The following is a 25,962-nucleotide window of genomic DNA, read 5'->3' as shown; positions in this document are numbered from 1 at the left end:
TCTGTTTCGCACGGTTCTCGGTTTGCGTCGCTACTCCTGGCACACCCGCCTGTTGCTGGGCTCCCTGGTGATGGCATCAACGCCCCTGGGCCTGGCCCAGCTGCAGCCCCCGTCCGAGCTGGGGGTCCCTGCTGAACCGCCTGTGCCTGCCGCGCCCCGCCCGGGCCCCGCCGCCGCCCAGGCTCCTGCCGTACCGGCCGCGCCACCCCAGTCGCCGCCTCCTCGCGCCCTGGCTTCACCCCGCCTGGCGAATGACACCCCCGCGCCACTGAAGCCAAGTTTCGATCAGGTGCCCCAGGCCCGTCCCCGTCGCTTCGACCAGTCCCTCGATGATCTGGTGCGTCAGGGGGTCGTCACCCCCGCGGAGCGCAACCGGGTTGAATCCGCAGGTGCTCTGCAACCCGGCGAACTGCCTGCCCACCGGCAGGCCTGCAGCAGTGGAGCCCTCTCTGAGCAGGAGTGCCGCACCGGTGTGTCCGTACGCTGGCGCGGCCGCAATCCTCTGGCTGCGGAGCGTCTCGACAACGGCCAGCCCTCCGGCGCACTGATGGCGGGCATGGGCCGCCTCGGCAGCAATGGCCTGCCCCTTCCTCCGATCACCGTGCCCGTGTCGGCCCTGCTCTCCGGCGCCGGCGGCAGCTTCCGTCTCAGTGATGTCTTCAGAGTGACCCCCAGGCCGGCGCCCCTGGCCGGCAATGGCAACCGCCGCCTGCTTTTTCCCCTGATCGGCTCTGCCGTCACCACCAGCAGCTTCGGTTGGCGGCTCCATCCTGTTCTGGGCAGCTGGCTGATGCATGCCGGCAAGGACCTGGCCGCTCCGGAGGGCACCCCCGTGGTGGCAGCGCTTTCCGGGCGGGTGGTGAGCAGCGGCGTGGCGGGGGGCTATGGGCTGGCGGTGGAGATCGAGCATAGGAATCCCCTGCGTCGCACCCTCTACGGCCATCTTTCGGAGCTCTATGTCAAAGAGGGTGAACTGGTGAAGCAGGGGACCGTGGTCGGACGCGTGGGCAGCACGGGCCTGAGCACGGGCCCGCACCTCCATTTCGAGCTGCGCCTGCCCGACAGCGGCGGCTGGGTGGCGATCGACCCCGGCATGCTCGATCCCGGCGGAACGGCGCTGGGTGGCCCTGATGCCATTGCCCTGCTGATGGGCCAGCTGTTGCAGAGCCTGGAGCGGCCCGCGGCCCCGGCTGCCGGCTGAATCCTGGGCTGCCTCAGTCGGCGATGTGGCCGTCGCGGAAGTGAACGACCCGCTCGGCCCGTGCGGCCACGTCGTCTTCGTGGGTCACCAGCACCACCGTCATCCCCTGACGATGGAGGTCGTCGAAGATCTCCAGCACCTCCTGGGTGGTATGGGAATCGAGGGCTCCGGTGGGCTCATCGGCCAGCAGCAGTGCTGGCTGGTTGATGATCGCCCTGGCCACGGCAACCCGTTGTTGCTGGCCTCCAGAGAGTTCGTTGGGTTTGTTGCGCAGGCGCTTGGCTAGGCCGACCCTCCCCAGGGCCGCGGCGGCCCGCTCCCGGCGTTCCTTCGCTGGTACCCCCGCATAGACCATCGGCAGGATCACGTTGTCGAGGGCGCTCAGGTGCGGCAGCAGGTGGAACTGCTGGAACACGAAGCCGAGGCTGCGGTTGCGCAGGTCCGCCAGGGCATCATCGTCGAGGTGTTCCACAGGGATTCCTCGGAGCAGGTAGCTGCCGGAGGTGGGACGATCCAGGCAGCCAAGGATGTTCATCGCCGTGCTCTTGCCGGAGCCCGAGGTGCCCATCACCGCCAGGTAGTCACCCGGCTGCACGGTGAGGCAGAGGTCGTCGAGGGCGCGCACCTCCGTGTCGCCGGCGCCGTAGATCTTGCTGATGTGATCGAGGCGGGCCACCGGACCTGGGTAGGCCTCTGACGGACGGTTGGGCGTCTCCTGGAGCGCGCTCAGGTTGCTCATCCCAGGGCGGCCACGGCGGACTCACTGGCTGCGATGGCGTGCTGAAGCATCGGTGTGCCCGCCACGGCGGAATTGGCCCAGGTGAACAGCGGATTCGAGAGGATGCCTCCGATGGCGGTGACAAGCACGCAACCCACCAGGGCGGCCCGCAGGGGTTGCATTCCCGTCAGGCTCCAGCTGATCTCGGGGTAGGCCTTGACCACGTCGGAAGCCTCCTGAGGTTCTTTGACCACCATCATCTTGATCACTGAGATGTAGTAATAGATGGAGACCACCGAGGTGATCAGACCGACCACCACCAGCAGGTATTGCTGATCGGCCCAGCCTGCGAAGAAGAGGTAGATCTTGCCGAAGAATCCCAGCATGGGGGGGATACCACCCAGGGAGAGCAGGCAGAGGCTGAGGCCAAGGGTGATCAGGGGATCTTTCTGGTACAGACCGGCGTAGTCGGAGATCCGGTCGCTTCCTGTGCGCAGCGAGAAGAGAATGATGCAGGCGAAGGCTCCCAGGTTCATGAACAGGTAGGCGGCCATGTAAAGCACCATCGCCGCGTAGCCGTCCTCGGTGCCGCAGACCAGACCGATCATCACGAAGCCCGCCTGGCCGATGGAGCTGTAGGCCAGCATCCGCTTCATTGAGGTCTGGGCCAGGGCCACCACATTGCCCAGGGTCATGCTCAGCACCGCCAGCACGGTGAAGAGCACTTTCCACTGGGCATCGAAACTCTCGAAACAACCCACCAGCAGGCGCAGGGCCAGGGCGAAACCCGCCGCCTTGGAACCCACCGAGAGGAAGGCCACCACCGGCGTCGGGGAGCCCTCGTAGACATCCGGCGTCCACTGGTGGAAAGGCACCGCCGCGATCTTGAAGGCCACCGTGGCCAGCACGAACACCAGGGCCAGGGCCGTGACGGGGGTGGCGCTGGTCTGCAGGGCCACCCCCACCGCCTCAAGGCTGGTTTCACCGCCGGTGAGGCCGTAGAGGAGGGAGGCGCCGTAGAGGAACACCGCCGCCGCCGCCGAACCCACCAGCAGGTATTTGAGCGCCGCCTCACCCGAGCGGGCATCCCGCTTCATGTAGCCGGAAAGCAGGTAGCTGGAGACGGAGAGGGTTTCCAGTGAGATGAAGATGCTCACCAGATCGGTTGCACCGCAGAGGAACATCGCTCCGAGGGTTGCCGCCAGCAGGATGGCGGCGTATTCGCCCACGGGCGTGCCGCTGCGCTCCACATAGCGCCAGCTGATCAGCAGCGAGAGCAGGGTGGAGGCGGCCACGACGCCGCGGAAGGCGATGGCCAGGTTGTCGGCCAGGAAGGAGCCGAGGAAGGAGGGCTCCAGAGGGGCGTTCCACTGCAGGGCCAGCAGCACCAGGGCGGTGCCCAGGCCGCCGTAACAGATCGGTGGCACCCAGCGGCTCGCCGCCTCCTCCCCGGCCAGATCCACCAGCAGGCAGGCCAGCAGAGCCACCAGCACGGCGCTTTCAGGGGCGATGGCGCCGGCGTTGAGCTGCAGGGCCGTGATCGCCGGCGCTCCTCCACCGGCAAGGGTGCAAAACACCGTCATCACTGGTCTACGGCAGGGCGTGATGCTGCGGACTGTAGCCGCGTTGCCAGGCCATGTTTGGCAGCATGGCCCCTCGGTGCGATAAAGAGGGAACCGGTTTTACGCCTGCCTGTGGCGCACACGCTGGTCATCGTCGAGAGCCCCACCAAGGCCCGCACCATCCGCGGCTACCTGCCGAAGGATTTCCGTGTCGAGGCGTCGATGGGCCATGTGCGTGACCTGCCCAACAACGCCAGCGAGATTCCTGCCGCCCACAAAGGGGAGAAGTGGGCCAATCTCGGCGTCAACACGGCCGAGCAGTTCGAACCGCTCTATGTGGTTCCCAAGGACAAGAAAAAGATTGTCAAGGAGCTGAAGGAGGCCCTCAAGGGAGCTGATCAGCTGCTGCTGGCCACCGACGAGGACCGGGAGGGGGAGAGCATCAGCTGGCACCTGCAGCAGCTGCTCAACCCCAAGGTGCCGGTCAAGCGGATGGTGTTCCACGAGATCACCAAGGACGCCATCGGCCGAGCCCTCGACCAGACCCGTGATCTGGACATGGAGCTGGTCCATGCCCAGGAAACCCGCCGCATCCTGGATCGGCTGGTGGGGTACACCCTTTCGCCTCTGCTCTGGAAGAAGGTGGCCTGGGGGCTTTCAGCCGGCCGGGTTCAGTCGGTGGCGGTGCGGCTGCTGGTGCAGCGGGAGCGGGCCCGCCGGGCCTTCCGCAGTGGCTCCTACTGGGATCTCAAGGCCCGTCTGGAGCACGACAGCAGTGTCTTTGAGGCCAGGCTCACCCATGTCGGTGGCGAGAAAATCGCGGGCGGCTCTGATTTCGACGAGACCACCGGGGCGCTCAAGGCCGGAAGCAAGGTGCGCCTGCTGGAGGAATCCGAAGCTCGCAGCCTGCGCGAAACGGTGCTCAGCCAACCCTGGCGGGTGGCCGAGGTGGAGGCCAAGCCCACCACCCGCCGGCCGGTGCCGCCCTTCACCACCAGCACCCTGCAGCAGGAGGCCAATCGCAAGCTGCGCCTGTCCGCCCGCGACACCATGCGCACCGCGCAGGGCCTCTACGAGCGCGGCTTCATCACCTACATGCGCACCGACTCGGTGCATCTCTCCGATCAGGCGATCAACGCCGCCCGCTCCTGCGTCAAGGAGAAATACGGACCCGACTATCTCAGCCCCGCACCGCGGCAATTCAGCACCAAATCGCGCAACGCCCAGGAAGCCCACGAAGCGATTCGCCCCTCAGGCGAGGCCTTTCGCACCCCGAAGGACACCGGCCTTGATGGCAAGGATCTGGCTCTCTACGAGCTGATCTGGAAGCGCACCGTGGCCTCGCAGATGGCCGATGCACGGCTGACGATGCTGAGCGTGGAGCTGCAGGTGGCGCAGGCCACCTTCCGTGCCAGCGGCAAGCGAATCGATTTCCCCGGGTTCTTCCGGGCCTATGTCGAGGGCAGCGATGATCCCGATGCCGCCCTCGAAGGACAGGAGGTGCTCCTGCCCTCTCTGGCGGTCGATGACCGGCCCAGCTGCGCCGGGGTGGAAGCCCTCGGCCACCAGACCCAGCCACCCGCTCGCTACAGCGAGGCCGCCCTGGTGAAGATGCTGGAGAAGGAAGGGATCGGCCGCCCGTCCACCTACGCCAGCATCATCGGCACGATCGTCGACAGGGGTTACGCCACCCTCGCCGGCAACGCCCTCACCCCCAGCTTCACGGCCTTCGCCGTGACTGCCCTGCTGGAGGGCCATTTCCCCGACCTGGTGGACACGAGCTTCACCGCTCGGATGGAGTCGAGCCTGGATGAGATCTCCACCGGCAAGCTGCAGTGGCTTCCCTACCTCACCCAGTTCTACAAGGGGGAGAAGGGCCTGGAAACCCAGGTGCAGCAGCGGGAGGACGACATCGACCCCACTGCCTCGCGCACGATCGAGCTGGAGGGCCTCCCCTGCGTGGTCCGGATTGGTCGCTTCGGTGCCTACCTGGAGGCCAAGCGGGTGGGGGACGACGGCAACGAGGAGTTGATCAAGGCCACCCTGCCCCAGGAGATCACCCCCGCCGAGCTCGACGGCGAACAGGCCGAGCTGATCCTGCGCCAGAAGAGCGAAGGCCCTGAATCCATCGGCGTCGACCCCGAAACCGGCGATGCCATCTATCTGCTGTTCGGCCAGTACGGGCCTTACCTGCAGCGGGGCCAGGTGAGCGATGAGACTCCCAAACCGAAGCGGGCATCCCTGCCCAAAGGCGTCAAGCCGGATGAGCTCAGCCTCGAGGACGCTCTGGGGCTCCTGCGGCTGCCGAGGCTGCTGGGTGAGCATCCCGATGGCGGCAAGGTGCAGGCCGGCCTTGGCCGCTTCGGCCCCTATGTGGTGCACGACAAGGGCAAGGGTGAGAAGGATTACCGTTCACTCAAGGCTGAGGATGATGTGCTGCTGGTGGGCCTCACCCGGGCCCTTGAGCTGCTGGCCATGCCCAAGCGCGGGCGGGGAGGGCGCACGGCGCTTCGGGATCTGGGCATCCCGGATGGGGAAAGCGAGTCCATCGGGGTGTTCGATGGTCCTTACGGCCTCTATGTGAAACAGGGCAAGGTCAACGCCTCCCTGCCCGAAGGGACCGGTGCGGAGGCCATCACCCTGGAGCAGGCTCAGGAGTTGCTGGCCGCCAAGGCCGCCAGCGGCAAGGGCAAGGGCAAGACAGCCAAGACCGGCACCACCAAGGCCAGCGCGACCACGACCAAGGCCAAGGCAAAGGCCAAGCCCAAAGCCAAGCCCAAGGTCGAGGGCGCCGGCAAGCCCAAGATCCCCTCCACCACCAAGACCGGACGTCCCAGGGCCAGCGCGGTCAGGATCATCCAGGCTGGCCAGGGCTGATGATCCGCCCCCTGGCCCGTGGCCTTAGCCTGGCGGGTTTGGCCACCTCTCTGGCCGTTTCCCTGGCCGCCTGCAGCGGCACACCCCTGGGTGAGCGCCTCTCCGGCAGCTTCAGTGCACCGGCCACGCCGAGCACCACCACCACCCCAGGTGCTTCCGCAGCAGGCACCCCGTCCACGGCTTCTCCAGGGGCAGCATCCTCCGGGACTCCGGCAGCGAAGCCCGGGGCGACCTCCCCCTCCGCTTCCTCTTCCGCTTCGCCCTCTGCCCCACCGGCCAAGACTGAGGCCAGCACGGCCGCCAACCCTGCCAAATCCGTCAAGCCCGCCAAGGCACCTGTCGGCTCTGCCTCCTACCGGATCACCATCAAACTGCCCACCGCTGATCCCTCCGCTCCAGCCGAGGTGGTCACCGAAGCCCTGCGGTCCGCCGGAGTGAGTTTCGAAGTGGAGACGATCGAGCGCATGCCATCCGGAAGCACTCCCTCTGCCGCTGCTGCTTCCGGCACACCCGCCGCTCCGGCTTCCAGCCCTGCCCCGGCCCCCCGCTGAGCCCCGCTGCGATGCCTCCGTCGTCTCCTCCCACCAGCCTCAGCCGCCGTCAGGCCCGCCAGCTGGTGGAAACCGCCTACCTGGCCTCCGCCACGGCCCTCCTCTGGGCGGGGCTCTATTACCTGCCCGTGGGGGGAGCTCTGTTTCGCCTGGCCCTGCCTCTGCCCCTGGCCCTGCTGCAGGTGCGGCAGGGTTGGCGGCCCGGTTGGGAGGGGGCGGTGGTGGCCTCTCTGCTGCTGGTGGCGTTGATGGGACCGATCCGAGGTCCCCTGGTGTTGTTCCCCTATGGACTGCTGGCTCTGTGGCTGGGCTGGGGATGGGCGGCGCGCCGCAGCTGGTGGCTCACCTGGGGCGTGGGCCTGCTGATCGGCAGTGGTGGCTTTCTGGTGCGGGTGGCGGTGCTCTCCTTGTTGGTGGGGGAGAACCTCTGGGTGTTGATCACCGCTGCTGCCTCCGGCGTGCTCGAGCGCCTCAGTTCCCTCCTCAACCTGGGGGTCGGGCCTGACCTGCTCCAGGTCCAGCTGATGGCCCTGGGCCTTGTGCTGGTCCAGAACCTGGTCTACGTGCTGGCCCTGCATGCGGTGGCTTACTGGATCTTTCCGCGGCTGCAGGCTCCGATCGGCGAGCCGCCCCCCCAGTTGCGCTCCCTGGTGGCGCTTGATCCCCTCTGATCTCCCTTGATCACCCTCTGCGGTGACCCAGGTCAGGCCCGCCGCTGGTGCGAGCGCCTGGCCCGCGAGTGGTCAGCCACTCAGGTTCTGCTGTTGCTCGCCGGCACCGACACCGCCGCGGTGCCGGGCATCTCCGCCGCAGGAGCCACCCCTGAGGTGCGTCGGCGTACGGCGGCTGCCGACGCTGAACTGCTGCTGCTCGGTCCTGGGGGGACACGGCCCCATGCCCTGCCCCCCCTCCCTGCCGGGGTCAGCCCGGCCCTGATCTCCCATGTGGTCTGCCGGGAGCTGGCCCTGGTGCCGCTGGTGACGGACCTGGGTTGTCCCTTGGCCCCCGCGGTGCCCCATCTGCGCCTGGGAGGCACCCCAGCCCGTTGCCTCAGCAGCGGGGCCGCCATGCCGCGGCAACGGGTGGAGCGGTTGGTGCGTCTCGGCCTGCGCTGGGGCGAGCGCTGGGGGGCGGCCCGGCATCACACCACCACGGGCGAGCCGGCCCCGGTGCTGATCGCCGAATGCGTGCCCGGAGGCACCAGCACAGCCCAGGCGGTGCTCACCGGCCTGGGGGTGGAGGTGGCGGGACTGGTGAGCGGCAGCCTGCGCCAGCCGGTTCATGCTCTCAAGAGCGAGCTCACCGGCCGTGGGCTGGCTCAGGCGGGACTGGGGCTGGCGGGGGTGGTCGATCCTCTGGCGGTGCTGGCCGCCGTGGGCGATCCCATGCAGGCCCTGGCGGCGGGGGTGCTGCTGGGGACCGCTGGCCGGCGGGTACCGGTGCTGCTGGCCGGTGGCAGCCAGATGGCGGCGGTGCTGGCCCTGGCCCTGGCCCTGGCCCCGCCCCACCAGCGCCCCTGCCTTGCGGAGCACGCAGCTCTCGGCACCACCGCCTGGGTGGCCCAGGAGCCCGGCAGCAACCTCGCACTGTTGCTCGAGCGCCTCGGAGAGCGCTGGGGGGTCATCCCGATCGCCTTCGCCAGCTCCCTGCGCTTCGGCGACTGCCGCAACCCCGCCCTGCGGGACTACGAGCGGGGGTATGTCAAGGAAGGCGTGGGGGCCGGCGGTCTGGCCCTGCTCTGGGAGTTGACCGGCCGCTCCTGCGGCACCCTGGCCACCGCCTGTGATCGCGCCATGGAGCGGCTGCAGGACGGCACCTGATCACCTCCTAGGGTCCAGCGATGCAGGCCGATCCCCACCAGCTCAGCCTCTCCCTGAGCCGCCGCAGGCTCCTGCAGCTCTCCGCCCTGGGGGGGATGGGGCTACTGGGGGGCTGCGGCCGCGGCTCCACCGTGCAGCTGGTCTATGGCCGCGGCGAGTTCCCCTCCGCCTGGGCGAAGCGCCTGCCCGATCCCTGGCGGGCCCAGCCCTTGGAGGGCCCAGAGGCGGTGCTCTCCGCGCGGGGTGCGGCCCTGATGCAGCTGGGGGATGGTTGGCTGGGGTCGGCGGAGGCCATGGACTGGCAGTCGTTCGTTCCGCCTGGAACCCCTGCCGCCTCTGAACTCTGGGAGGGGCTGGCGCCCGAGGCCCAGCTGCTCACCCGCCTGTTTCGGCCTGAACCGGCCCTGCCCCTGGCTTACCCCTGGGCCTTCGGCACCTGGATGCTGGTGTTGCGCAACCGCCGCGATCTGGTGTCCCGCTCGGCAGAGGGCTGGATGCTGCTGATGGACCCCAGCCTGCGCGGCCAGCTGGTGCTGCCCGCCTCCCCACGGCTGGTGATCGATCTGGCCCTGCGTCAGCTGGGGCTTCCCCCCGGTGATCCCGCCAGCCTCAGGGATCCCCGCCTGGGCGATCAGCTCGTGGGGCTGCGCGCTCAGGCGGCTGCCCTCGATGATCGTGATGGCCTGAATCTCCTGCTCTCCGGCACAGTGGAGTCCGCCGTGTTGCCCAGCCAACGGGTCCTGCCGCTGTTGCGCAGTGACACTCGCCTGACGGCCCTGCTCCCTGCCAGCGGCTCTGCCCTCTGGTGGAACCTGCTGTTGCGTCCGGCCCGGACCCGGGAGGTGCCGCCGCTCCGTTGGCTGCTGCAGGCCAGGGAAGCCCCCCTGCTCAACCGTCTGCTGGCGGCGGGCTGGGTGCCGCCGCTGCGCCGGGAGCTCCTGGCCGCAGCGCTGGCCCGCTGGCCGTCCGCTGTGGCCTCCCTGCTGTATCCAGAGCCGGCGGTTCTTGCACGCTGCACCTCCCTGCCGCCACTGCAGCCAGAGCAGCGTGATTGGCTTCAGTCACTCTGGGACCGCAGTGGGTCCTAACCCCAGAGCCGGCGGCGGGGCGCGGCCGCCAGGCGCTGGTGGGTGTCGTCCAGCAGGGCGGGGATCTCCAACCCGTGGGGACAGCGGGGCAGGCAGGCAGCGCAGCCGCGGCAGGCGCTGGCATCAAGGGCTTCCCACCAGTGCCCGGCCCGGCCGATCAGGTTGTAGCGCTCGGCGGCAAAGACCTCCATGCCGTGGCCCAGGGCCAGATTGCGCAGGCGCAGAAGCTCCGGGATCGGCACCCCGCTCGGGCAGGGCAGGCAGGCCCGGCATTGGCCGCAGCGCTCAGGGCCGAGGCGGGCGCGGCCGTTGGCCTCCAGGTGGCTGAGGGCACTCAGTTCCTGCGCATCCAGGGGGCTGTCGCTGGCCCTGAGCTCCTCGGCCAGCTCCAGATCTTTCCTGCGCTCGGCCCCGAGGGTCAGGGTGCTGATGCCCTGGGCCAGCAGGAAGCGGTAGGCCAGGCGCAGGGGCTCCAGGGGCGCGCAGTCGGCGATCAGCTCGGGGGATGGGTCGTAGAGGCGCCCGCCCTTGTCGGCTGGGGAGATGGCCAGAACGCCCAGGCCCCCGGCGAGAGCCAGCTGCGCCAGCGGCAGCCGCTCCGGATCGAACAGGTGCAGATGCAGGCTGCAGAAGCTGAACCGCCCGCTGGCCAGGGTCTGCGTGATCAGGGGCCTTGAACCGTGGCTGCTGAAGCCCAGCTGACCCACCAGCCCCTTTGCCAGGGCCCACTCCAGCAGGCGGGCACCTTCGCCCCGAAGGGCCCACTCCAGGTGCTCAGGACGGTTGAGGCCATGGACGGCCAGGTTGTCGAGGCGGGACACCCCCAGTCGCTCCAGGCTGGCGCGCAGCTGCTCCTGGCCGCTCTGCAGGGATCCCCCAGGCAGGATCTTGCTGGTGAGGACAAGATCGCCGCGTGCACCTGGGCGGCTCCCGCTGATCCTGCTCATGGCCTGGCCCAGGTAGGCCTCGGCCGGCCCGTAGGACGGGGCTGTCTCGAGGTGGTTGATGCCAGCGTCGATCGCGGCTTCCAGCACCTCCAGCATCTGGTCGGGGCTGCCGAGGGCCCGCATCGTGCCGAGGGTGAACAGGGAGACGGCCGGGCCGGTGCCGAATGGGCGCCGGGATGATCTCACGCCGCTTTCAGGAGTTGCTGGAGGATGGGGCCGGCGGTTCATCCATCGGCCCCGTGGCGGGACCGGAATCTGCCGGACCGGGGCCGGAGTCGTCTTCACCGCCCTCAGGATTGTCCTGGCGCTGGGCACGTCTCAGGTTGCGGATCAGCTCAGCGGGGCTCACCTGGTCGATGAAGCGCCGGAAATCGGCCTTCTCCTCGGCATCGGCCTCGGAATCCACCGGGATCGAGGCGTCGGCCACCACCTCCTCCAGCATCCAGATCCCGCTGCCGGTGCGCAGGGCCAGGGCGATCGCATCGCTGGGGCGGCAGTCGAGCTCACTGGTCTCGCCCTCGGAATCACTCAGCTTGAGCACGGCCCGGAACGTGGCGTCCTCGATCGTGTGAATGATCACCCGCTCCAGACTGACGCCGCCCACGGCCATCAGCCCGGCCATCAGGTCGTGGCTGAGTGGCCGCGGGGGTGTTGTTCCCCCCAGGCCCGCCAAGATGTTCTGGGCCTGGGCCTGGTCGATCCAGATCGGCACCTGCCGTCGGCCGGAGGGATCCCTCAGCAGCACGATCGGGCTGCGGTTGGCCGCATCCAGGGCGATCCCGGCGACGCGCATCTCCACCATGGTCCTGCAGCGCTGGCCCTTTATCCGATTATGGCCAGCAACGCCGCCCTCCCCCATGTTTACCGGTCTGGTTCAGGCGGTGGGTCGCCTGCGGCGCCATGCTCATGGCGTGACGATCAGCGGGCTGAGCGGCCTGGATCCCCTGGCCCTCGGCGACAGCGTGGCGGTGGATGGGGTCTGTCTCACGGTCAGTGGGCTGATGACGGATGCCTTTCGCGCCGATGTCAGCGAGGAGACGTTGCGGCGCAGCACCCTGGCCGCCAAGGCGGAGGCCGGTGCGGCCGTGAATCTGGAGCCGGCCCTGCGGCTCTCGGACCGCCTGGGGGGGCACCTGGTCAGCGGCCATGTCGATGGGCTCGGTGAGGTGCTGGCGGTGACGCGGGAAGCCGGATCCTGGCGGCTGGAGCTGGCCTGGCAGGACGCCGCCTATGGCCGCTATGTGTGCGACAAGGCCAGCGTGGCGGTCGACGGCATCAGCCTCACGGTGGCGGGCAGCAGCGCGGCCGGGGAGCACTTCTGGATCGCCGTGATCCCCCACACCTGGCAGAGCACCACCTTGCTCGAGCGACGGGTGGGCGACCGGGTCAACCTGGAAGCTGATCTGCTGGCGAAATACACCGAGCGGTTGCTGCGCCGGGACGCGCCCCCCCGGGCTTCTGAGCAGCCGCTGGATCAGGCCTGGCTGACCGAGCATGGCTGGGGCTGAGGGGTCGAGCCAGGAACGGGCTCGGCTCTGGCGATTTCTGGAACTGGTCAGCCTGAAGATGCGCCGTAGCCTGACCGTTGTCTCCGCTCACAGGGCCGCCATGACCTCACCATTCCCGCCCCTGCGTCCGCTTGAGCGGCAGCAGGTGGCCGCCCTGCGCACCTTCACCATCGCCGAGGGGGTGTTGATGCTGGTGCTGGGGGTGCTCGCGCTGGTGTTCCCTGTGGTGGCCTCCTTCTGGATCACCGCGGTGGTGGCCCTCGCGTTCCTCGTGGGGGGGCTGGTGGGCTGGATCGACAACCTGATCCGCTCCCGTCAGCTCAGCCGCCGCCACACCTTCTGGCGCCTGGTGGTCTCGACGCTGTTTCTGGTGACCGGCGGCTGGATGATCGCCCAGTTCCGGGGTGGGCCGCTGCAGGCGGCCGACCAGGTGGCGGCCCTCTCGCTCGCCGTGGGGGTTGTTTTTCTGGTGGAAGGGCTGGTGGCGATGCTGGTGGCGATCAGCCACCGGGGTGCGCCGGGCTGGGTCTGGGGCCTGCTCAACGGCCTGGTCACGCTGGTGCTGGGAGGCCTGATCCTGTCGATGAAACTGGGTGGTCAGCTCTCGGTGCTGGGGATTCTTGTGGGGGTGAGTTTCCTGTTCAGCGGAGTCGATCTGCTGGCCTTCGGTGCCGGCTTCCACGCCGAGGAGAACTGAGTCCCGGGCCCGTTCAGTCTGCTGGGGCTCGGCCCTCAGACGCCAGCTCTGGGCAGGCCTAGGCCTCGTCAGGACTGCCGATGCTGCCGCCAGTGCCAGCGGGGTCGCTGTCCTGATCGCCCTCGACGGGCAGAAGCCAGATTGAGCCCGTTTCGTGGTGGATCTGAATGTGGAACTCCTGGCCGGGCTCCAGCCCCATGCGACGGGTGTAGGCATGACCGACCAGCAGGTTGCCGTTGCCATGCACGCGAGTGCGGAACTCCGCCTGTCGGCCTTTACCGGCACCGGAGCTGGCCGCGGCTCCCCCCAGCCGGTACCCCTTGGCTTCCACCAGGGCCTTGTAGAAGCTTTTCTTGAGCAGCCGCCCTCCAGGGCTCACGTAGCCGCATCCCCGGGCAATGTCATCTTCCGAGCAGTTGCTCAGGGAACGGGCCTTGTCCAGCAACTCCTTGCCCTGGAGCATGGTTCTGCCGACTGACGGCGCGGCATTCGACATGGTTGCGGATGTGATCGACGGAAGGGTTGACCACGCATCGGTCTCCTGTCCCCGATTGTGGCCAGGACGATGCAGTTTCGGCAAGGGTCTCTCAGAGCAGGTAGAGAATGCCGTAGAGAACCAACCAGATTCCGTCGACGAAGTGCCAGTAGAGCTCAGCGGCTTCCACCCCGAAGTGGTGGTCGGCCGTGAAGCGCCCTGGTGTGCGTGCCTGCCACCAGACGATCAGGATCATCAGGGCGCCCAGAGAAACGTGCAGCCCATGGAATCCGGTCAGAGCGTAGAAGGTGCTGGCGTAGAGGTTGTCGGTCAGGCCGAAGGGCAGAGAGAAATACTCAACCATTTGGCCGGCGAGGAAAGCCAGGCCAAGCCCTGCGGTGATCAGCAACCAGAGCCGACATGGGCCGAGCTGGTCGTGGCGAAGCTCCTTGGCGGCGCGATGAAAGGTGAAGCTGCTCAGCACCAGCAGCACCGTGTTGATCGTGGGCAGGATCAGTTCCAGCTCATAGATCGCATCGGCCGGCAGGGGGTTCACCGCCCGGAAGGTGAGGTAGGCGGCGAAGAAGCCCGCAAACGTCATGCCATCGGCCACCAGAAAAGTGGCCAGGCCGAACATGCGGTGGTCGGGATGGGCCTCCTGGCCCGCATCGTGGACCAGGGGCTCTGATCCCTGGGGGAGCGGGGGGGCAAGGACGTCGGAGGGTGGGGATGGATCCGAGCTGGGGGAGAAGGCTGTCATGGCGACTCCTGGCGATGGCGGAGGAAATCAGAGACGGTGGTGGAGCAGGTGGCGGCCGGGGCTGAGCGTTGTGTCATCGGGCCAACCTGCCGTTGGCCTGGTCATTGACCGCTGGACCAGAGCTCGCGACCGGTGGCCGCCCCGAGGTCGATCTGACCCGGAGGAATCCCGTAGCCGTAGGGGTGCTGCACCAGGGGGGCCTCCCCCTTCCAGTTCTCCACCGGCGGGGGTGAACTGGTGAGCCATTCCGGTGTGAGGGCCTTCCAGGGGTTGTCGCCGGCCACGCGGCCGGAAAAAGCACTCCAGAGCACATTGATCAGGAATGGAAGAGTGCTCAGCGCCATCAGCAGGGCTCCTACACTGCTGATCTGGTTGACCAGGGTGAACTGGGGATCGTATTCGGCGACCCGGCGGGGCATGCCATTGAGGCCCAGCCAGTGCTGGGGAGCAAAGCAGAGGTTGAAGCCGATGAAGGTGATCAGGAAGTGGAAACGCCCGAGGTCCTCATTGAGCATTCTGCCTGTGAATTTGGGGAACCAGTGATAGATCGAGCCGAAGATCACAAACACCGTGCCCCCATAAACGACGTAGTGAAAGTGCCCCACGACGAAATAAGTGTCGTGCACGTGGATGTCGAAGGGAACCTGGGCCAGCGCCACCCCTGTGATGCCACCGAAAACGAAGTGAACGATGAAGGCGCAGGAAAAGAGCATGGCGCTGTTCAGGGCGATTTTCCCACCCCAGAGGGTTGCCAACCAGTTGAAGAACTTGATGCCTGTGGGCACGGCGATGAAGGCCGTGGCGATGGTGAAGAACAGACGCATCCAGGGGGGTGTGGCGCTGGTGAACATGTGGTGCGCCCACACGATCAGACCCAGGAACACGATGCCCAGAATCGAATACACCATGGTGGTGTAACCGAAGAGGGGCTTGCGAGCATGCACCGGCAGGATCTCACTCACCAGCCCGAAAGCCGGCAGCACCATGATGTAGACCGCTGGGTGGGAGTAGAACCAGAACAGGTGCTGATACACCACCGCGTTGCCACCCAGGGAAGGGTTGAAGAATCCGGTGTGCGCAATGATGTCAAAGCTGAGCAGAACCAGGGTGCCTGCCAGCACCGGGGTGGAGAGCACCACCAGGATGCTGGTGCCGAGCATCGCCCAGCAGTACATCGGCAACTGCATCATCTTCAGGCCAGGCCGGCGCATCTTCAGAATCGTTGCGATGAAGTTGATGCCTCCGAAGATGGAGCTGCCCCCCAGCAGCAGCACGCTCAGAATCCAGACCACCTGTCCGGCCGCGGGCGTGGTCAGGCTGAGGGGCGGATAGGCGGTCCAGCCTGATTGGGCCGCCCCTGCGATGAAGTAACTGGCGATCAGCAGGAATCCTGCTGGAGGTATCAGCCAGAAGGCCACGGCATTCAGCCGCGGGAAAGCCATGTCGCGAGCGCCGACATAAAAAGGAATCAGGTAGTTCCCGAAGGCACCGTTCACAACAGGCACGATCCAAAGGAAAATCATCACCGTGCCGTGGAGGGTGAGCACCTCGTTGTAGGTTTCCCGGCTGATGAAATCAGAGATCGGGCTAACAAGTTCGGCGCGGATCATCCCGGCAAGTGCTCCCCCGACCAGATAGAAAAAGAAGCCGGCCACCATGTATTGCAGGCCAATCACCTTGTGATCGAGGCTGAAGCTGAGATAACGCAGCCAACCTTCTGGCTGGAGCCCGGGTGGGGGCGAGCTGGTCTGGGGTGTCAGGGCGATGGTCATGGAGGAGGGACGATGAACCGCGGGACAAGACGAGGCGAGGGGCGCTTGCTCAACCGGTGGAGGAGCTGCTCAGGGCGCTGGCGACGGTGGTGGTGGTGTTCTTCTCGAACCAGGCAGAAAATTCATCGGGTTCGTGCACCACGACTGTGGAGCGCATGCCCCCGTGGTAAGGACCGCAGAGCTCGGCGCAGATGATTGGGTAGCTGCCAGCTTTGATCGGTGTGAAGGTCAGCACGGTGGGTTGTCCGGGAATCACGTCCTGCTTGAGGCGAAACTCTGGAACCCAGAAGGCATGGATCACATCTCGTGCCTCCATGCGCAACTCCACAGGTTGTCCTTTCTGCACGTGCAGTTCGCCACTGGTGATGTCGCCCTGTGGGTAGTGGAACAGGAAGGCAAACTGAAGAGCGGTGACCTCCACAGGTAAGGCTGTCGCTCCTCCGGCCATGGGAGAACCGATTCCTCCCCAGATCCGCTCGGATGTTGGAGAGGGCGTTCCAAGCACGGAAGCCTGGATCACGGCGCTGTCGCCTTCAGCGGTGCCGCTGTCTGAGCTTGCAACCATCCCACCGTGCATGGCGTGGGGATCGCTGAGGGGAACCATCCCACCCATGCGGTCATAAATGTCGTAGCTGTAGATGCCCACAAACAGCACCACCACGGCCGGTATGGCGGTCCAGAAGATCTCCAGCTGAAGATTGCCCTCCACTGCCACCCCGTCGCCGGTCTCGCCATCGCGCCGGCGAAAACGGATCAGACTGAACAGCAGCAGGCCGAAAATCCCGATGAAGAGGATCGTGCCGATGCTGAAGAGAACCTTGAAGAGTTGGTCGTAGATCGGGGCATTCAAGCTGGCTGCGGCTGGCAGAACATTGACGTTCTGGCCAATCCATAGCCCGCTGAGCACAAGGGCCATCCCCACGACGAGGGTGAGGACGGCAGATGGGATCGGCACGACTGGGTCAAAGCTCTCTCCACCTTATGGGGATCACCGGCTGAGTGCTCGCGGCCGCGCCGGGCCTTACGGGTGTTCCGAAATCCTGTGCGGAACTCAGGACATGGAGGGGGCTCATTTCGGCGTTCTCCCGCTCGCACACGTGCGTGCTTCCCCACAACATGGCGGCGACACCAACTGTGATCGCTAATTTGTCGCCCATGCAATCCGGACGCCTCACCTCACTGCTGACGTCTCATCTGGTGGTCGCTCTCATCGCCCTTGTGGGCATCGGTGGCGCGACCCGGGTCATGGAAGCAGGACTGGCCTGTCCCGACTGGCCCCTCTGCTACGGCACCCTGCTGCCTGGCCGCCAGATGAACCTTCAGGTGTTTCTGGAGTGGTTTCACCGGCTGGATGCCTTTCTCGTCGGCCTGGCTCTGGTGGCCCTGCAGGTGGTGGTTCTCAGGCGGCCTGCAGCCCTGCGTCCCCCCTGGCTGATCGGGGCCAGCGCTGCAGCCCTTGGTCTGGTGGCTGTGCAGGGCGGTCTGGGTGCCCTCACCGTCACCCAGTTGCTCCGCTTCGATGTGGTCACCGCCCACCTGTCCACCGCTCTGCTGCTGGTGGCCCTGGTGAGCGCCATCCACCAGGGACTGGCCCCTCAGGACCTGCAGTCACGGACCCTCCGCTCACCGACCCTGGCTCAACCTCATGTTTCAAGACTGGCCTGGCTGCGACAGCAGGGCTGGTGGCTGGCCGCCGCCGCCGCTGGTGTGGGGGTCTTCGTCCAGGCGGTCAGTGGCGCCCTGATGGCCACCCAGTGGGCTTCAGGCAGCTGCCTGACGGCAGGGGTGGCCTGCGGCTGGCTGGCTCTTCACCGTCAGATGGCCACCCCGGTGGCCATCACCGTTCTTGTTGTGGCGGCCGCCCATCTGCTGGTGCGTGAGCAACGGGTGCTGCAGGGCTCTTACGCCCTCGCCGCTCTTCTCTTGGTGATCCTGCAGATCGTTCTCGGGGTGCTCACCCTGCGCCTCGCTCTGGAGGTTCCTCTCGTCACCGTGTCTCACCAGCTCACCGCGGCCCTGCTGGTGGCTGTGCTCAGCGCCCTGGCCATGCGCAACCGACCTCGTCCTGCTCCCGCTCCGATCGACACCGTCCAGCCCCAGCCCTCCTGCCTCGAGTCCTGCCATGGTTAGTGCCACCAGCCTCAGCCCTCAGCTCAGCAGTCGCGACCAGGTGGTTCCTTCGCGCTCCAAGGTGCGGCTCCCCCCCTGGCTCGAGATCGCCAAGCCCCGACTGATTCCCCTGCTCCTGGCCACCACCCTGGGGGGCATGGCTCTCTCCGAAGGCTGGCCGATGACAGCACCTCGCCTGGCCTGCACCCTCGGCGGCGGTGCCCTGGCCTCAGCGGCTGCCGGGGTGCTCAACTGCCTCTGGGAGCAGGAGCTCGATGGGCGCATGGTGCGCACCAGTGGCCGTGCACTCCCCTCCGGCCGTCTTTCGGCGGGGACGGCCTTCACCGTCGCCGTATCGCTCACCTGTGCCGCCGCCCTGCTGCTGGTGAGCGGGGTGAACTGCCTCGCTGCGGGGCTCTCCCTGCTGGGCCTGTGCAGCTACGTGCTGCTGTACACCGCCCTGCTCAAGCCACGCACCACGCAGAACATCGTCATCGGTGGCGTGGCCGGTGCGATTCCGCCCCTGGTGGGCGCCGCCGCGGCCACCGGGCATGTGGGCCTTGGTGGCTGGTGGCTGTTCGGTCTGGTGATGCTCTGGACCCCCGCCCACTTCTGGGCCCTCGCCCTGCTGCTCAAGGAGGATTACCGTTCCGTCGGCATCCCGATGCTGCCGGTGGTGAAAGGCACCGAAGTGACCGCCGCGGCAATCGGCCACTACGCGCGTGCCACCGTGCTGGTGAGCCTGCTGGGCGTGCTGGCGCTCCCCAGCGGTGGATGGCTCTATGGACTGCTGGTGATCCCCTTCAATGGCCGGTTGCTGCAGATGGCCCACACCCTCGGACTCAATCCCGATGAGGTGGCCCCGGCCAGGGGTCTGTTCCGCTGGTCCATCCTCTATCTCTTCGGCATCTGTCTGCTGCTGCTGATGGCCCGCCTGCCCGGGGCCGAGACCTTCAGCTTTCAGGCCAGCGAATTGCTGGCGACGCTCAAGCTCCCTTCGTCAGCTTTCTAGATTGCAAGCTTCCATCGGCCGGGCCGAAGTGTCAGAAGCGCTGCCAGAAGGGATGATCCAGCTGGATCAGCTCAGCAAGTCGTTCGGGCCGGTCACGGCCCTTGACGGCTTCAGCCTGCATGTCCCGGCAGGCAGTCTCTATGGCCTGCTGGGACCAAACGGGGCCGGCAAGACCACCGCCCTGCGCATTCTCTGCACCCTGCTGGCCCCGGATGCCGGGTCCGTCCGGGTGGCTGGCCTCGATGCCCTCCAGCACCCCCGCCAGGTGCGGGAGCACCTGGGCTATGTGGCCCAGGAGGTGGCCATCGACAAGATCCTCACCGGCCGGGAGATGTTGCGTCTTCAGGGAGCCCTGTACCACCTGGGTGCCCTCCACCTGCGCCAGCGGATCGACGACCTGATCCAGCTCTTGGGGATGGACGACTGGATCGACCGCCGTTGCGGCACCTACTCCGGTGGCATGCGCCGTCGTCTTGATCTGGCCAGCGGCCTGCTGCATCAGCCTTCGGTCCTGGTGCTGGATGAACCCACCGTGGGGCTTGACATCGAAAGCCGGGCTGTGATCTGGCAGGTGCTGCGCCAACTGCGCGACTCCGGCACCACGGTGCTGCTCAGCAGCCATTACCTCGAGGAGATCGATGCCCTCGCCGACCGGCTGGCCATCATCGATGGGGGCCGGGTGATCGCCGAGGGCAACCCTGAGGATCTCAAGCGCGCCCTCGGCGGCGACCGCGTCACCCTGCGGGTGCGCGAATTCAGTGATGCGCCGGAGTCGGAGCGGGTCCAGCAGGTCTTGCAGGCCTGCCCGGGGGTGCGCCAGGTGGTGGTGAACCGTGCCCAGGGCCATTCCCTCAACCTGGTGGTCGATGGAGAGGCGGTGATCGAGCAGTTGCGCCGTCAGCTCAGTGAAGCCCAGCTGCCGGTGTTCTCCCTCTCCCAGAGCCGCCCCAGCCTTGATGACGTCTATCTCCAGGCCACAGGCCGTACGTTGAGAGATGCCGAACTGGAGGTGGCGGGCATCCGTGATCCCAAGGCCGAGCGCAAGCAGGCCATGCGCTGAGCCTCCTGTCGCTCCTCTCCGATCGATCTCCTGCTCTTCCGCTCCTCCTGTCCCCGGCCATGACCAGCGCCTCGCCCCTGACACTCTCTGCCGCAACGCCCGACCAGGGGCCAGCCCAGCGTTCTGCTTTCGCCGACCTCAGCCAGGAGACCCTGGCGCTCACCCGCCGCCTGTTCCTCCAGTTGGCCCGTCGTCCGTCCACCCTGGTGGCGGGCGTGCTGCAGCCACTGATCTGGCTGGTGCTGTTCGGGGCACTCTTCGCCAAGGCTCCGGAGGGCCTGCTGCCCGACGGCATGAGCTACGGACGCTTCCTGGGGGCGGGGGTGATCGTGTTCACCGCGTTCAGCGCTGCTCTCAATGCTGGCCTGCCGGTGATGTTCGACCGTGAATTCGGCTTCCTCAACCGGCTGCTGGTGGCCCCCCTGCGCTCCCGCAGCTCCATCGTGCTGGCTTCGGTGCTCTACATCACCAGCCTCAGCCTGATCCAGAGCCTGGCGATCATGGCCACCGCGGCGCTGCTGGGTTACGGCTGGCCTGGAGGCGCAGGACTGCTGCTGGTGCTGGTGACCCTGCTGCTGCTGGTGTTCGCCGTGACCGCCCTCAGCCTGGGGCTGGCCTTCGCCCTGCCTGGGCACATCGAGCTGATCGCGGTGATCTTCGTGGCCAACCTGCCCCTGCTGTTTGCCAGCACCGCCCTGGCACCGATTTCCTTCATGCCCTCCTGGCTGGGCTGGCTTGCGGCCCTGAATCCTCTTACCTTCGCCATAGAACCCATCCGCGCCGCCTACGCCGGCAGCTTTTCCCTTCAGGCCGTCGTGCTGGAAGCTCCCTACGGAGATCTCACCGCTCTGACCTGTCTGGGGGTACTCGCCGCCCTCGCCCTCGGCCTCTTTCTCCTGATCCGGCCTGTTTTGGATCGCAAACTCAGTTGAGTCACCCCGTGTCCACCACCCAACCACTCCCTGCTTTCGTCGATGCCATGCCCGTAGGCAGTTCCCGGTTGTCGCTCCAGGACCTGCACCAGGCCCTGGAGCGCAGGGACGGGCCCCTGTTGGTGGCCCAATCCCTGCGCTGGGCCCACCGCCATGGGGTGGAAGCTCTGGAGAGGCAGATCGGGGACCAGGCTCTTGATGAAACCGCACGCCTCTGGTGGCGAGAGCAATTGCAGCGGTCCTTCTCCTTCCCGGTGGTCAGCTCGGCACCCCCGCCGCCCCCCACGGCCGCTGTTCCAGCCTCCGATCCACTCCCGGCGCCCGAGCCCGTGCTCGAGTTGCCGACCCAGCAGGATGCCGTTCCTCTCCCCGCCGAGTGGCTGGTTCCTGGCGATCTCCAGCAGCAGGAGAATGCTGAACTCATCGCCGCCTCTGAGCCCGCCGTTGAAGCAGAGGTGTCCTCAGCGCCCCAAGAGCCCATCACCCCTGTGACGGAGTCTCTGCCTGAGGCCACCGAGTCACTTCCGCCGCTGGCAGAGGCCTTCGGGCCCATTTCAGACCTGGAGCCCCTGCCCAGTTTCAATGTTCAGGCCATCTTTGCGATGCAGTCGGAGTTGGCCGAAACGCCCCTGGCTCCGCCGGTTGTTCCCCCGGTGATGTCCCCTCCGAAGCAGCTTGAACTGGAGGCTTTCTCCCCGGTCGAGGGATCTGGAGATCAGACCGCGGCCCTGCCTGAAGCGGTCGCTCCTGCTGAGGAGGCTCCCGTCAAAGCCATCGGATCCAAGCGCAATCCCTTCTCCCGTCTGCGCAGTCTGGTCAAGGATTGCGTCGAGGAGGTGGCCAGCAGCTTCAGCTACGACGAACACGAGGAGGACAGCTTCGAAGCTCCGGAGCCTGCAGTGCCTCCAGCAGCGGACTCTCCCCTCGGCCGGGCCCAGGATCCTGTGTCCACCCCGGTCCTGCAGTCTCCGCCTCAGGTGGCTCCTTTCCCGGTCCAGTCGCCTGCCTCTGGCAGCTCAAGCTCGATCGCTCCGCCGCCCTTTGCGCTGCAGCAACCTCTGCAGCCCGCCCGAGCGGCCCAGCAGCGACGTCGGCGGGGCGAAACGGGCAGCCCTGATGGTCAGGGCAGTCCGTCGGCGAACCGGCGAGCGGCTGGAGCCCCCCCCGCGCCGGCTCCCAGCCATCCAGCCCTCGACTCCCTGCGCTCCTGGCTGCCCGACAGCCTCGAGGGCGACGACCATCGCCAGGCGTCCTGAACCGGTGCGTTCCAATCCACGCCTCGACCGTGTGGCCTTGGAGGGTCACCTGATCGTGTCGGTCCAGGCGCCCCAGGGATCCCCGCTGCGTGATCCTTCCGTGATCGCCGCCATGGCGGAGGCCAGCCTGGCCAATGGTGCCATCGGGGTTCGGCTGGAGAGTCCCGAGCACATCGGTGCGGTGCGGCGGCGCTGCCCAGAGGCCCTGATCGTGGGCCTCTGGAAGCGGGTCCACGCCGACAGTTCTGTCTACATCACCCCCGGATGGGAAGAGCTCAGAGCGGTGTGGGCCGCAGGTGCTGACATCGTGGCCATGGATGCCACCTCCAGGGTCCGCCCGGGCGGAGAAGATCTCGCCGGACTCATCGGCCGTGCCCAGCTGGATCTCGGTGCCCCGCTGATGGCTGATGTCGACAGTGTCGACAATGGACTTCAAGCAGCCTCTCTCGGCTGCCGGTGGGTCGGCACCACCCTGTTCGGTTACACCGAAGCCACCGCTGAGCTACGGCCTCCGGCCTGGGATATCCTGCCGCAGCTTCGCCAGCGGCTGCCGGAAGAAACCTCCCTGATCTGTGAGGGAGGAATCGCTTCAGCGGGTCAGGCGGCCCGAGCACTGGCCGCGGGAGCCGACGCGGTGGTTGTCGGTACCGCGATCACGGGGGTGGATCTGCAGGTGGCCTCCTATGTGAACCGGATGGCCGCGGGCCGCTGATGGAGCGGCCCGCAGGCCCTTCTCACATCATTCCGGGCATGCCCATGCCGCCCATGCCGCCCATACCTCCCATGCCACCCATTCCGTCCATGCCGCCACCGGGTCCAGCGGGTGCGGGCGGTTCAGGTTTGTCGGTGATCACCACTTCAGTGGTGATCAGCATCGCGGCGATCGACACCGCGTCCTGGAGGGCCAGGCGCACCACCTTGGCAGCGTCCAGGATCCCGACGGCCACCATGTCGTCGTAGGTGCCGGTGATGGCGTTGAACCCCTTGCCCTGGTGCTGGGCCTCGGCCACCACCACCGAACCGTTGGCTCCGGCATTCTCGGCGATCTGACGGGCTGGAGCTGCCAGGGCCCGCTGCACGATCTCGGCGCCGGTGCGCTCATCCTGGGTGAGATCCGCGATCAGCGTGTCGAGTTCAGCGGCCAGCTGCAACAGCGTGGAACCACCTCCGGCAACGATTCCCTCTTCCACGGCGGCCCGGGTGGCATTGAGGGCATCCTCGATGCGCAGCTTGCGGTTGCGCAGTTCGGTTTCGGTGGGGGCTCCCACCTTGATCACGGCCACACCCCCGGCCAGCTTGGCCAGCCGCTCATTCAGCTTTTCGCGGTCGTATTCAGACTCGGTGGACTCCAGTTCGCGCCGGATCGACGCCACCCGGTCGGCCACGGCGTCGCTGTGGTCTTCGGTTCCCACAATCGTGGTGGAATCCTTGCTGATCGTGATCTTGCGCATGCGACCGAGATCGCTCAGGCTCACCTTCTCCAGGGTCATGGCCCGGTCTTCACTGATCACTGTGGCGCCGGTGAGGATGGCGATGTCCTGCAGCATGGCTTTGCGGCGGTCGCCGAAGCCAGGGGCGCGCACGGCCGCCACCTGCAGCACCCCCCGGTTCTTGTTCACCACCAGGGTCGCCAGGGCTTCACCGTCAACTTCCTCGGCGAGAATCACCAGGGGAGAACCAGCCCGCGACACGGCCTCCAGCACAGGCACCAGATCATTGATGCTGCTGATCTTGCGGTCGGTGACGAGCAGCAGGGCGTTGTCGTACTCACACACCTGGCGGTCGCCATCGGTGACGAAATAGGGGGAGGAGTAACCCCGGTCGAAGGCCATGCCTTCGGTGACTTCGAGCTCGGTGGAGAGGGAGCGGGATTCCTCAACGGTGATCACCCCGTCGGTGCTCACCGTGGCCATCGCTTCAGCCACCATCCGGCCCACTTCCTCATCACCCCCGGAGCTCACGGTGGCCACCTGACGGATGGCATCCCCGGCCACGCTCTGGGCGCGGGCGGCTATCCCCTCAACCACCCGGGCCGCCGCCCGCTCCATGCCCCGGCGCAGTCCCACCGGATTGGCGCCGGCCGCCACGTTGCGCAGTCCCTCGTGCACCAGGGCCTGGGCCAGCACGGTGGCCGTGGTGGTGCCGTCTCCGGCCTGGTCCTTGGTCTTGGAGGCCACCTGCTGGATCAGCCTGGCGCCCACGTTCTCGAATGGATCCTCCAGGGAGATCTCCTTGGCGATCGTCACCCCGTCATTGACGATGTCGGGGGCCCCAAAGGACTTCTCCAGCACGACATTGCGGCCCTTCGGCCCGATCGTGACCCGCACGGCATCCGCCAGGGCATTCACCCCCCGCTCAAGCGAGCCCCGGGAGGCGTCGGAAAAACTGATCAGTTTGGCCATCGGTTGTCGAAGGTGTGGAGAAGGTGTGGCACCTGGGTGGGCACGGGTCGCTGCACCCAATGGTTTTCAGCGTCCCACAGCGGCTGGGGCGCAGTCATGGCCAGGACGGTGGGGAAAGCCGAATCGGTCCCCCCAGGGCACCTGCGCCCGGGGCCATCTGCCGATAAGGTCCGGGGATGGAGGACAACCTGCGCGCCAGCCTCTCGGCGTCGGTGGCCGATGCGCTCACCGATCCGGCGATCGACACGGTCTCGGGTGCCAGCCTGATGGTGTTTCTGGTCATTGCCGGACTCGGGCTGGCCATGGCGCTGATCTATGTGCCCCTGAGGCTCTTCCTCACGATCACGGCCCGCAGCCGGCGGTTGAGGCTGCTGCAACGGATCCGGCGCCTGCGCGAGGAGCTGGGGCAACCGATCCAGTCCTGATCGGGCCTCAGCGCATCACAAGGCCACCATCCACCTGCAGCACCTGGCCGGTCATGTAGGCGGCGGCAGGATCGGCGGCCAGAAAACGCACCACCCCGGCCACGTCCTCGGGCTGACCGAGACGGCCGAGGGGAATGGCCGCCTGGATGCGCTCCACGTCCAGATCCCTGGTCATGTCGGAGGCGATGAAGCCCGGGGCCACGGCGTTGACGGTGACCCCGCGGCTGGCGAGCTCCGCCGCGGTGCTGCGGGTGAGGCCGATCACACCGGCCTTGGCGGCGCTGTAGTTGGCCTGGCCTGGGTTGCCCATCAGCCCCACCACGGAGGTGATGTTGATGATCCGTCCACTGCGGGCCTTCAGCATCGAGCGACAGACGGCACGGCTGCAGAGGAAGACCCCGGTGAGGTTGAGATCGATCACGCTCTGCCAGTCGGCGGTCTTCATGCGCATCAGCAGCCCGTCGCGGGTGATGCCCGCGTTGTTGACCAGCACGTCCAGGCGACCACTGCGCTCGAGCACCTGCTTCACCATCCCCTCCACCTCCTCCTCCCGGGAGACGTCGGCCCGGTGACTCCAGGCCCGGCCACCGGCCGCAGTGATGGCTGCCACCACCCCCTCGGCGGCCTCGGCGGAAGCGGCGTAGTTCACAACCACCTCGGCTCCGCTGGAGGCGAGCTCCAGGGCGATGGCCCGGCCGATGCCTCGGCTGGCTCCAGTGACCAGAGCCACCTGGCCCGTGAGTGGGGCAACAGCGGATCCGGTCATTGGCCAAGAAGCAGGGAGAGGGCG

At 67.2% G+C, this 25,962-nt stretch carries 25 protein-coding genes; 15 read left to right on the top strand and 10 right to left on the bottom strand.

What is annotated here, in order from left to right:
- Positions 1-22 precede the first annotated feature (22 nt).
- Positions 23-1,201, top strand: coding sequence for a M23 family metallopeptidase (locus FPZ61_RS09545; RefSeq protein ID WP_255441510.1), 1,179 nt, complete (start codon positions 23-25; stop codon positions 1,199-1,201).
- A gap of 13 nt (positions 1,202-1,214) precedes the next feature.
- On the opposite strand, the gene FPZ61_RS09540 is transcribed toward FPZ61_RS09545, so the two are convergent.
- Entirely contained in the window at positions 1,215-1,940 is a 726-nt protein-coding gene (locus tag FPZ61_RS09540; RefSeq protein WP_185465939.1) for an ABC transporter ATP-binding protein, read from the bottom strand.
- A complete protein-coding gene (locus tag FPZ61_RS09535; protein WP_185474814.1) occupies positions 1,937-3,502 on the bottom strand; it encodes an NAD(P)H-quinone oxidoreductase subunit N in 1,566 nt (521 codons plus the stop codon). The genes FPZ61_RS09540 and FPZ61_RS09535 overlap by 4 nt, the downstream gene beginning before the upstream one ends.
- A 111-nt stretch (positions 3,503-3,613) precedes the next feature.
- Between FPZ61_RS09535 and topA the strand changes: the two genes are divergently transcribed.
- The 5 genes from topA to FPZ61_RS09510 are packed head-to-tail and all read left to right on the top strand — an operon-like array spanning position 3,614 to position 9,817.
- Entirely contained in the window at positions 3,614-6,358 is a 2,745-nt protein-coding gene (gene topA / locus FPZ61_RS09530) for a type I DNA topoisomerase (protein WP_185465936.1), read from the top strand.
- The gene (locus tag FPZ61_RS09525) at positions 6,358-6,909 is read left to right on the top strand and encodes a hypothetical protein (protein ID WP_185465934.1); all 552 of its coding nucleotides are present in this window, start codon (positions 6,358-6,360) and stop codon (positions 6,907-6,909) included. The genes topA and FPZ61_RS09525 overlap by 1 nt, the downstream gene beginning before the upstream one ends.
- Before the next feature lie 11 nt (positions 6,910-6,920).
- On the top strand, positions 6,921-7,580 hold the full coding sequence (locus FPZ61_RS09520; protein WP_185465932.1) for a DUF2232 domain-containing protein: 660 nt from the start codon (positions 6,921-6,923) through the stop codon (positions 7,578-7,580).
- Positions 7,581-7,586: 6 nt separating this feature from the next.
- On the top strand, positions 7,587-8,729 hold the full coding sequence (locus FPZ61_RS09515; RefSeq protein WP_185465930.1) for a nicotinate-nucleotide--dimethylbenzimidazole phosphoribosyltransferase: 1,143 nt from the start codon (positions 7,587-7,589) through the stop codon (positions 8,727-8,729).
- Positions 8,730-8,749: 20 nt separating this feature from the next.
- On the top strand, positions 8,750-9,817 hold the full coding sequence (locus tag FPZ61_RS09510; RefSeq protein ID WP_185465928.1) for a hypothetical protein: 1,068 nt from the start codon (positions 8,750-8,752) through the stop codon (positions 9,815-9,817).
- Here FPZ61_RS09510 and FPZ61_RS09505 read toward each other — a convergent pair.
- Positions 9,814-10,950, bottom strand: coding sequence for an aldo/keto reductase (locus tag FPZ61_RS09505; RefSeq protein ID WP_370593407.1), 1,137 nt, complete (start codon positions 10,948-10,950; stop codon positions 9,814-9,816). The two genes, FPZ61_RS09510 and FPZ61_RS09505, sit on opposite strands and share 4 nt — an antisense overlap.
- Before the next feature lie 7 nt (positions 10,951-10,957).
- The gene (locus tag FPZ61_RS09500) at positions 10,958-11,566 is read right to left on the bottom strand and encodes a bifunctional nuclease family protein (protein ID WP_185465924.1); all 609 of its coding nucleotides are present in this window, start codon (positions 11,564-11,566) and stop codon (positions 10,958-10,960) included.
- 55 nt (positions 11,567-11,621) lie between these two features.
- Here FPZ61_RS09500 and FPZ61_RS09495 point away from each other — a divergent pair, with 55 nt between their 5' ends.
- Both FPZ61_RS09495 and FPZ61_RS09490 read left to right on the top strand, forming a co-directional pair.
- Positions 11,622-12,272 carry a riboflavin synthase gene (locus FPZ61_RS09495; RefSeq protein ID WP_185465922.1) on the top strand — a complete coding sequence of 217 codons (651 nt, stop codon included), beginning with the start codon at positions 11,622-11,624 and terminating at the stop codon, positions 12,270-12,272.
- A gap of 100 nt (positions 12,273-12,372) precedes the next feature.
- Positions 12,373-12,969: an HdeD family acid-resistance protein gene (locus FPZ61_RS09490; RefSeq protein WP_185465920.1), complete on the top strand. Its 597-nt coding sequence runs from the start codon at positions 12,373-12,375 to the stop codon at positions 12,967-12,969.
- A 58-nt stretch (positions 12,970-13,027) separates the two neighbouring features.
- Here FPZ61_RS09490 and FPZ61_RS09485 read toward each other — a convergent pair whose 3' ends face one another.
- The 4 genes from FPZ61_RS09485 to FPZ61_RS09470 form a co-directional block, all read right to left on the bottom strand.
- Positions 13,028-13,432, bottom strand: a complete 405-nt coding sequence (locus FPZ61_RS09485; protein WP_185465918.1) for an AbrB family transcriptional regulator — start codon at positions 13,430-13,432, stop codon at positions 13,028-13,030.
- A gap of 124 nt (positions 13,433-13,556) precedes the next feature.
- Positions 13,557-14,081, bottom strand: a complete 525-nt coding sequence (locus tag FPZ61_RS09480; protein WP_255441518.1) for a cytochrome c oxidase subunit 3 — start codon at positions 14,079-14,081, stop codon at positions 13,557-13,559.
- A 224-nt stretch (positions 14,082-14,305) separates the two neighbouring features.
- A complete protein-coding gene (ctaD, locus tag FPZ61_RS09475) occupies positions 14,306-15,976 on the bottom strand; it encodes a cytochrome c oxidase subunit I (RefSeq protein ID WP_185465916.1) in 1,671 nt (556 codons plus the stop codon).
- A gap of 49 nt (positions 15,977-16,025) precedes the next feature.
- Complete coding sequence (locus tag FPZ61_RS09470) at positions 16,026-16,931, bottom strand: cytochrome c oxidase subunit II (protein WP_185465914.1); 906 nt, start codon at positions 16,929-16,931, stop codon at positions 16,026-16,028.
- A 200-nt stretch (positions 16,932-17,131) separates the two neighbouring features.
- Between FPZ61_RS09470 and FPZ61_RS09465 the strand changes: the two genes are divergently transcribed.
- From FPZ61_RS09465 to FPZ61_RS09445, 6 genes are read left to right on the top strand one after another with little or no spacing between them, the layout of a single operon-like run.
- Positions 17,132-18,106: a heme A synthase gene (locus FPZ61_RS09465; protein ID WP_185465912.1), complete on the top strand. Its 975-nt coding sequence runs from the start codon at positions 17,132-17,134 to the stop codon at positions 18,104-18,106.
- Complete coding sequence (locus FPZ61_RS09460; RefSeq protein ID WP_185465910.1) at positions 18,099-19,097, top strand: heme o synthase; 999 nt, start codon at positions 18,099-18,101, stop codon at positions 19,095-19,097. Before FPZ61_RS09465 ends, FPZ61_RS09460 begins: the two co-directional genes overlap by 8 nt.
- A gap of 52 nt (positions 19,098-19,149) precedes the next feature.
- On the top strand, positions 19,150-20,157 hold the full coding sequence (locus FPZ61_RS09455; protein ID WP_185465908.1) for an ABC transporter ATP-binding protein: 1,008 nt from the start codon (positions 19,150-19,152) through the stop codon (positions 20,155-20,157).
- A 59-nt stretch (positions 20,158-20,216) separates the two neighbouring features.
- The gene (locus tag FPZ61_RS09450) at positions 20,217-21,089 is read left to right on the top strand and encodes an ABC transporter permease (protein ID WP_185465906.1); all 873 of its coding nucleotides are present in this window, start codon (positions 20,217-20,219) and stop codon (positions 21,087-21,089) included.
- Positions 21,090-21,097: 8 nt separating this feature from the next.
- Positions 21,098-22,345, top strand: coding sequence for a hypothetical protein (locus FPZ61_RS15545; RefSeq protein WP_255441509.1), 1,248 nt, complete (start codon positions 21,098-21,100; stop codon positions 22,343-22,345).
- 4 nt (positions 22,346-22,349) lie between these two features.
- Positions 22,350-23,057, top strand: coding sequence for an N-acetylmannosamine-6-phosphate 2-epimerase (locus tag FPZ61_RS09445; protein WP_370593406.1), 708 nt, complete (start codon positions 22,350-22,352; stop codon positions 23,055-23,057).
- A 22-nt stretch (positions 23,058-23,079) separates the two neighbouring features.
- On the opposite strand, the gene groL is transcribed toward FPZ61_RS09445, so the two are convergent.
- A complete protein-coding gene (groL, locus tag FPZ61_RS09440; RefSeq protein ID WP_185465902.1) occupies positions 23,080-24,747 on the bottom strand; it encodes a chaperonin GroEL in 1,668 nt (555 codons plus the stop codon).
- A 176-nt stretch (positions 24,748-24,923) separates the two neighbouring features.
- Between groL and FPZ61_RS09435 the strand changes: the two genes are divergently transcribed.
- Positions 24,924-25,172 (top strand): hypothetical protein, encoded by a 249-nt coding sequence (locus tag FPZ61_RS09435; RefSeq protein ID WP_185466115.1) that lies wholly within the window; start codon positions 24,924-24,926, stop codon positions 25,170-25,172.
- A gap of 7 nt (positions 25,173-25,179) precedes the next feature.
- On the opposite strand, the gene fabG is transcribed toward FPZ61_RS09435, so the two are convergent.
- Positions 25,180-25,938 (bottom strand): 3-oxoacyl-[acyl-carrier-protein] reductase, encoded by a 759-nt coding sequence (gene fabG / locus FPZ61_RS09430; RefSeq protein WP_185465900.1) that lies wholly within the window; start codon positions 25,936-25,938, stop codon positions 25,180-25,182.
- Positions 25,939-25,962 lie beyond the last annotated feature (24 nt).

The sequence above is a fragment of the Synechococcus sp. BSA11S genome (assembly GCF_014224355.1).
GTDB lineage: Bacteria > Cyanobacteriota > Cyanobacteriia > PCC-6307 > Cyanobiaceae > Regnicoccus_A.
The sequence above is the reverse complement of the archived record's forward strand: the minus strand, read 5'-3'. Positions and strand labels throughout refer to the sequence as shown.

Excerpts from the sequence above, each read along its gene's own strand:
- ctaD (WP_185465916.1), bottom strand. The coding sequence starts at position 15,976 with ATGACCATCGCCCTGACACCCCAGACCAGCTCGCCCCCACCCGGGCTC.
- FPZ61_RS09490 (WP_185465920.1), top strand. The coding sequence starts at position 12,373 with ATGACCTCACCATTCCCGCCCCTGCGTCCGCTTGAGCGGCAGCAGGTG.
- FPZ61_RS09500 (WP_185465924.1), bottom strand. The coding sequence starts at position 11,566 with ATGGTGGAGATGCGCGTCGCCGGGATCGCCCTGGATGCGGCCAACCGC.
- FPZ61_RS09435 (WP_185466115.1), top strand. The coding sequence starts at position 24,924 with ATGGAGGACAACCTGCGCGCCAGCCTCTCGGCGTCGGTGGCCGATGCG.
- FPZ61_RS09485 (WP_185465918.1), bottom strand. The coding sequence starts at position 13,432 with ATGCTCCAGGGCAAGGAGTTGCTGGACAAGGCCCGTTCCCTGAGCAAC.
- FPZ61_RS09525 (WP_185465934.1), top strand. The coding sequence starts at position 6,358 with ATGATCCGCCCCCTGGCCCGTGGCCTTAGCCTGGCGGGTTTGGCCACC.
- groL (WP_185465902.1), bottom strand. The coding sequence starts at position 24,747 with ATGGCCAAACTGATCAGTTTTTCCGACGCCTCCCGGGGCTCGCTTGAG.
- FPZ61_RS09535 (WP_185474814.1), bottom strand. The coding sequence starts at position 3,502 with ATGACGGTGTTTTGCACCCTTGCCGGTGGAGGAGCGCCGGCGATCACG.
- FPZ61_RS09540 (WP_185465939.1), bottom strand. The coding sequence starts at position 1,940 with ATGAGCAACCTGAGCGCGCTCCAGGAGACGCCCAACCGTCCGTCAGAG.
- FPZ61_RS09480 (WP_255441518.1), bottom strand. The coding sequence starts at position 14,081 with ATGTTCGGCCTGGCCACTTTTCTGGTGGCCGATGGCATGACGTTTGCG.
- FPZ61_RS09460 (WP_185465910.1), top strand. The coding sequence starts at position 18,099 with ATGGTTAGTGCCACCAGCCTCAGCCCTCAGCTCAGCAGTCGCGACCAG.
- FPZ61_RS09495 (WP_185465922.1), top strand. The coding sequence starts at position 11,622 with ATGTTTACCGGTCTGGTTCAGGCGGTGGGTCGCCTGCGGCGCCATGCT.
- FPZ61_RS09455 (WP_185465908.1), top strand. The coding sequence starts at position 19,150 with ATGATCCAGCTGGATCAGCTCAGCAAGTCGTTCGGGCCGGTCACGGCC.
- FPZ61_RS09465 (WP_185465912.1), top strand. The coding sequence starts at position 17,132 with ATGCAATCCGGACGCCTCACCTCACTGCTGACGTCTCATCTGGTGGTC.
- FPZ61_RS09520 (WP_185465932.1), top strand. The coding sequence starts at position 6,921 with ATGCCTCCGTCGTCTCCTCCCACCAGCCTCAGCCGCCGTCAGGCCCGC.
- fabG (WP_185465900.1), bottom strand. The coding sequence starts at position 25,938 with ATGACCGGATCCGCTGTTGCCCCACTCACGGGCCAGGTGGCTCTGGTC.
- FPZ61_RS09450 (WP_185465906.1), top strand. The coding sequence starts at position 20,217 with ATGACCAGCGCCTCGCCCCTGACACTCTCTGCCGCAACGCCCGACCAG.
- FPZ61_RS09510 (WP_185465928.1), top strand. The coding sequence starts at position 8,750 with ATGCAGGCCGATCCCCACCAGCTCAGCCTCTCCCTGAGCCGCCGCAGG.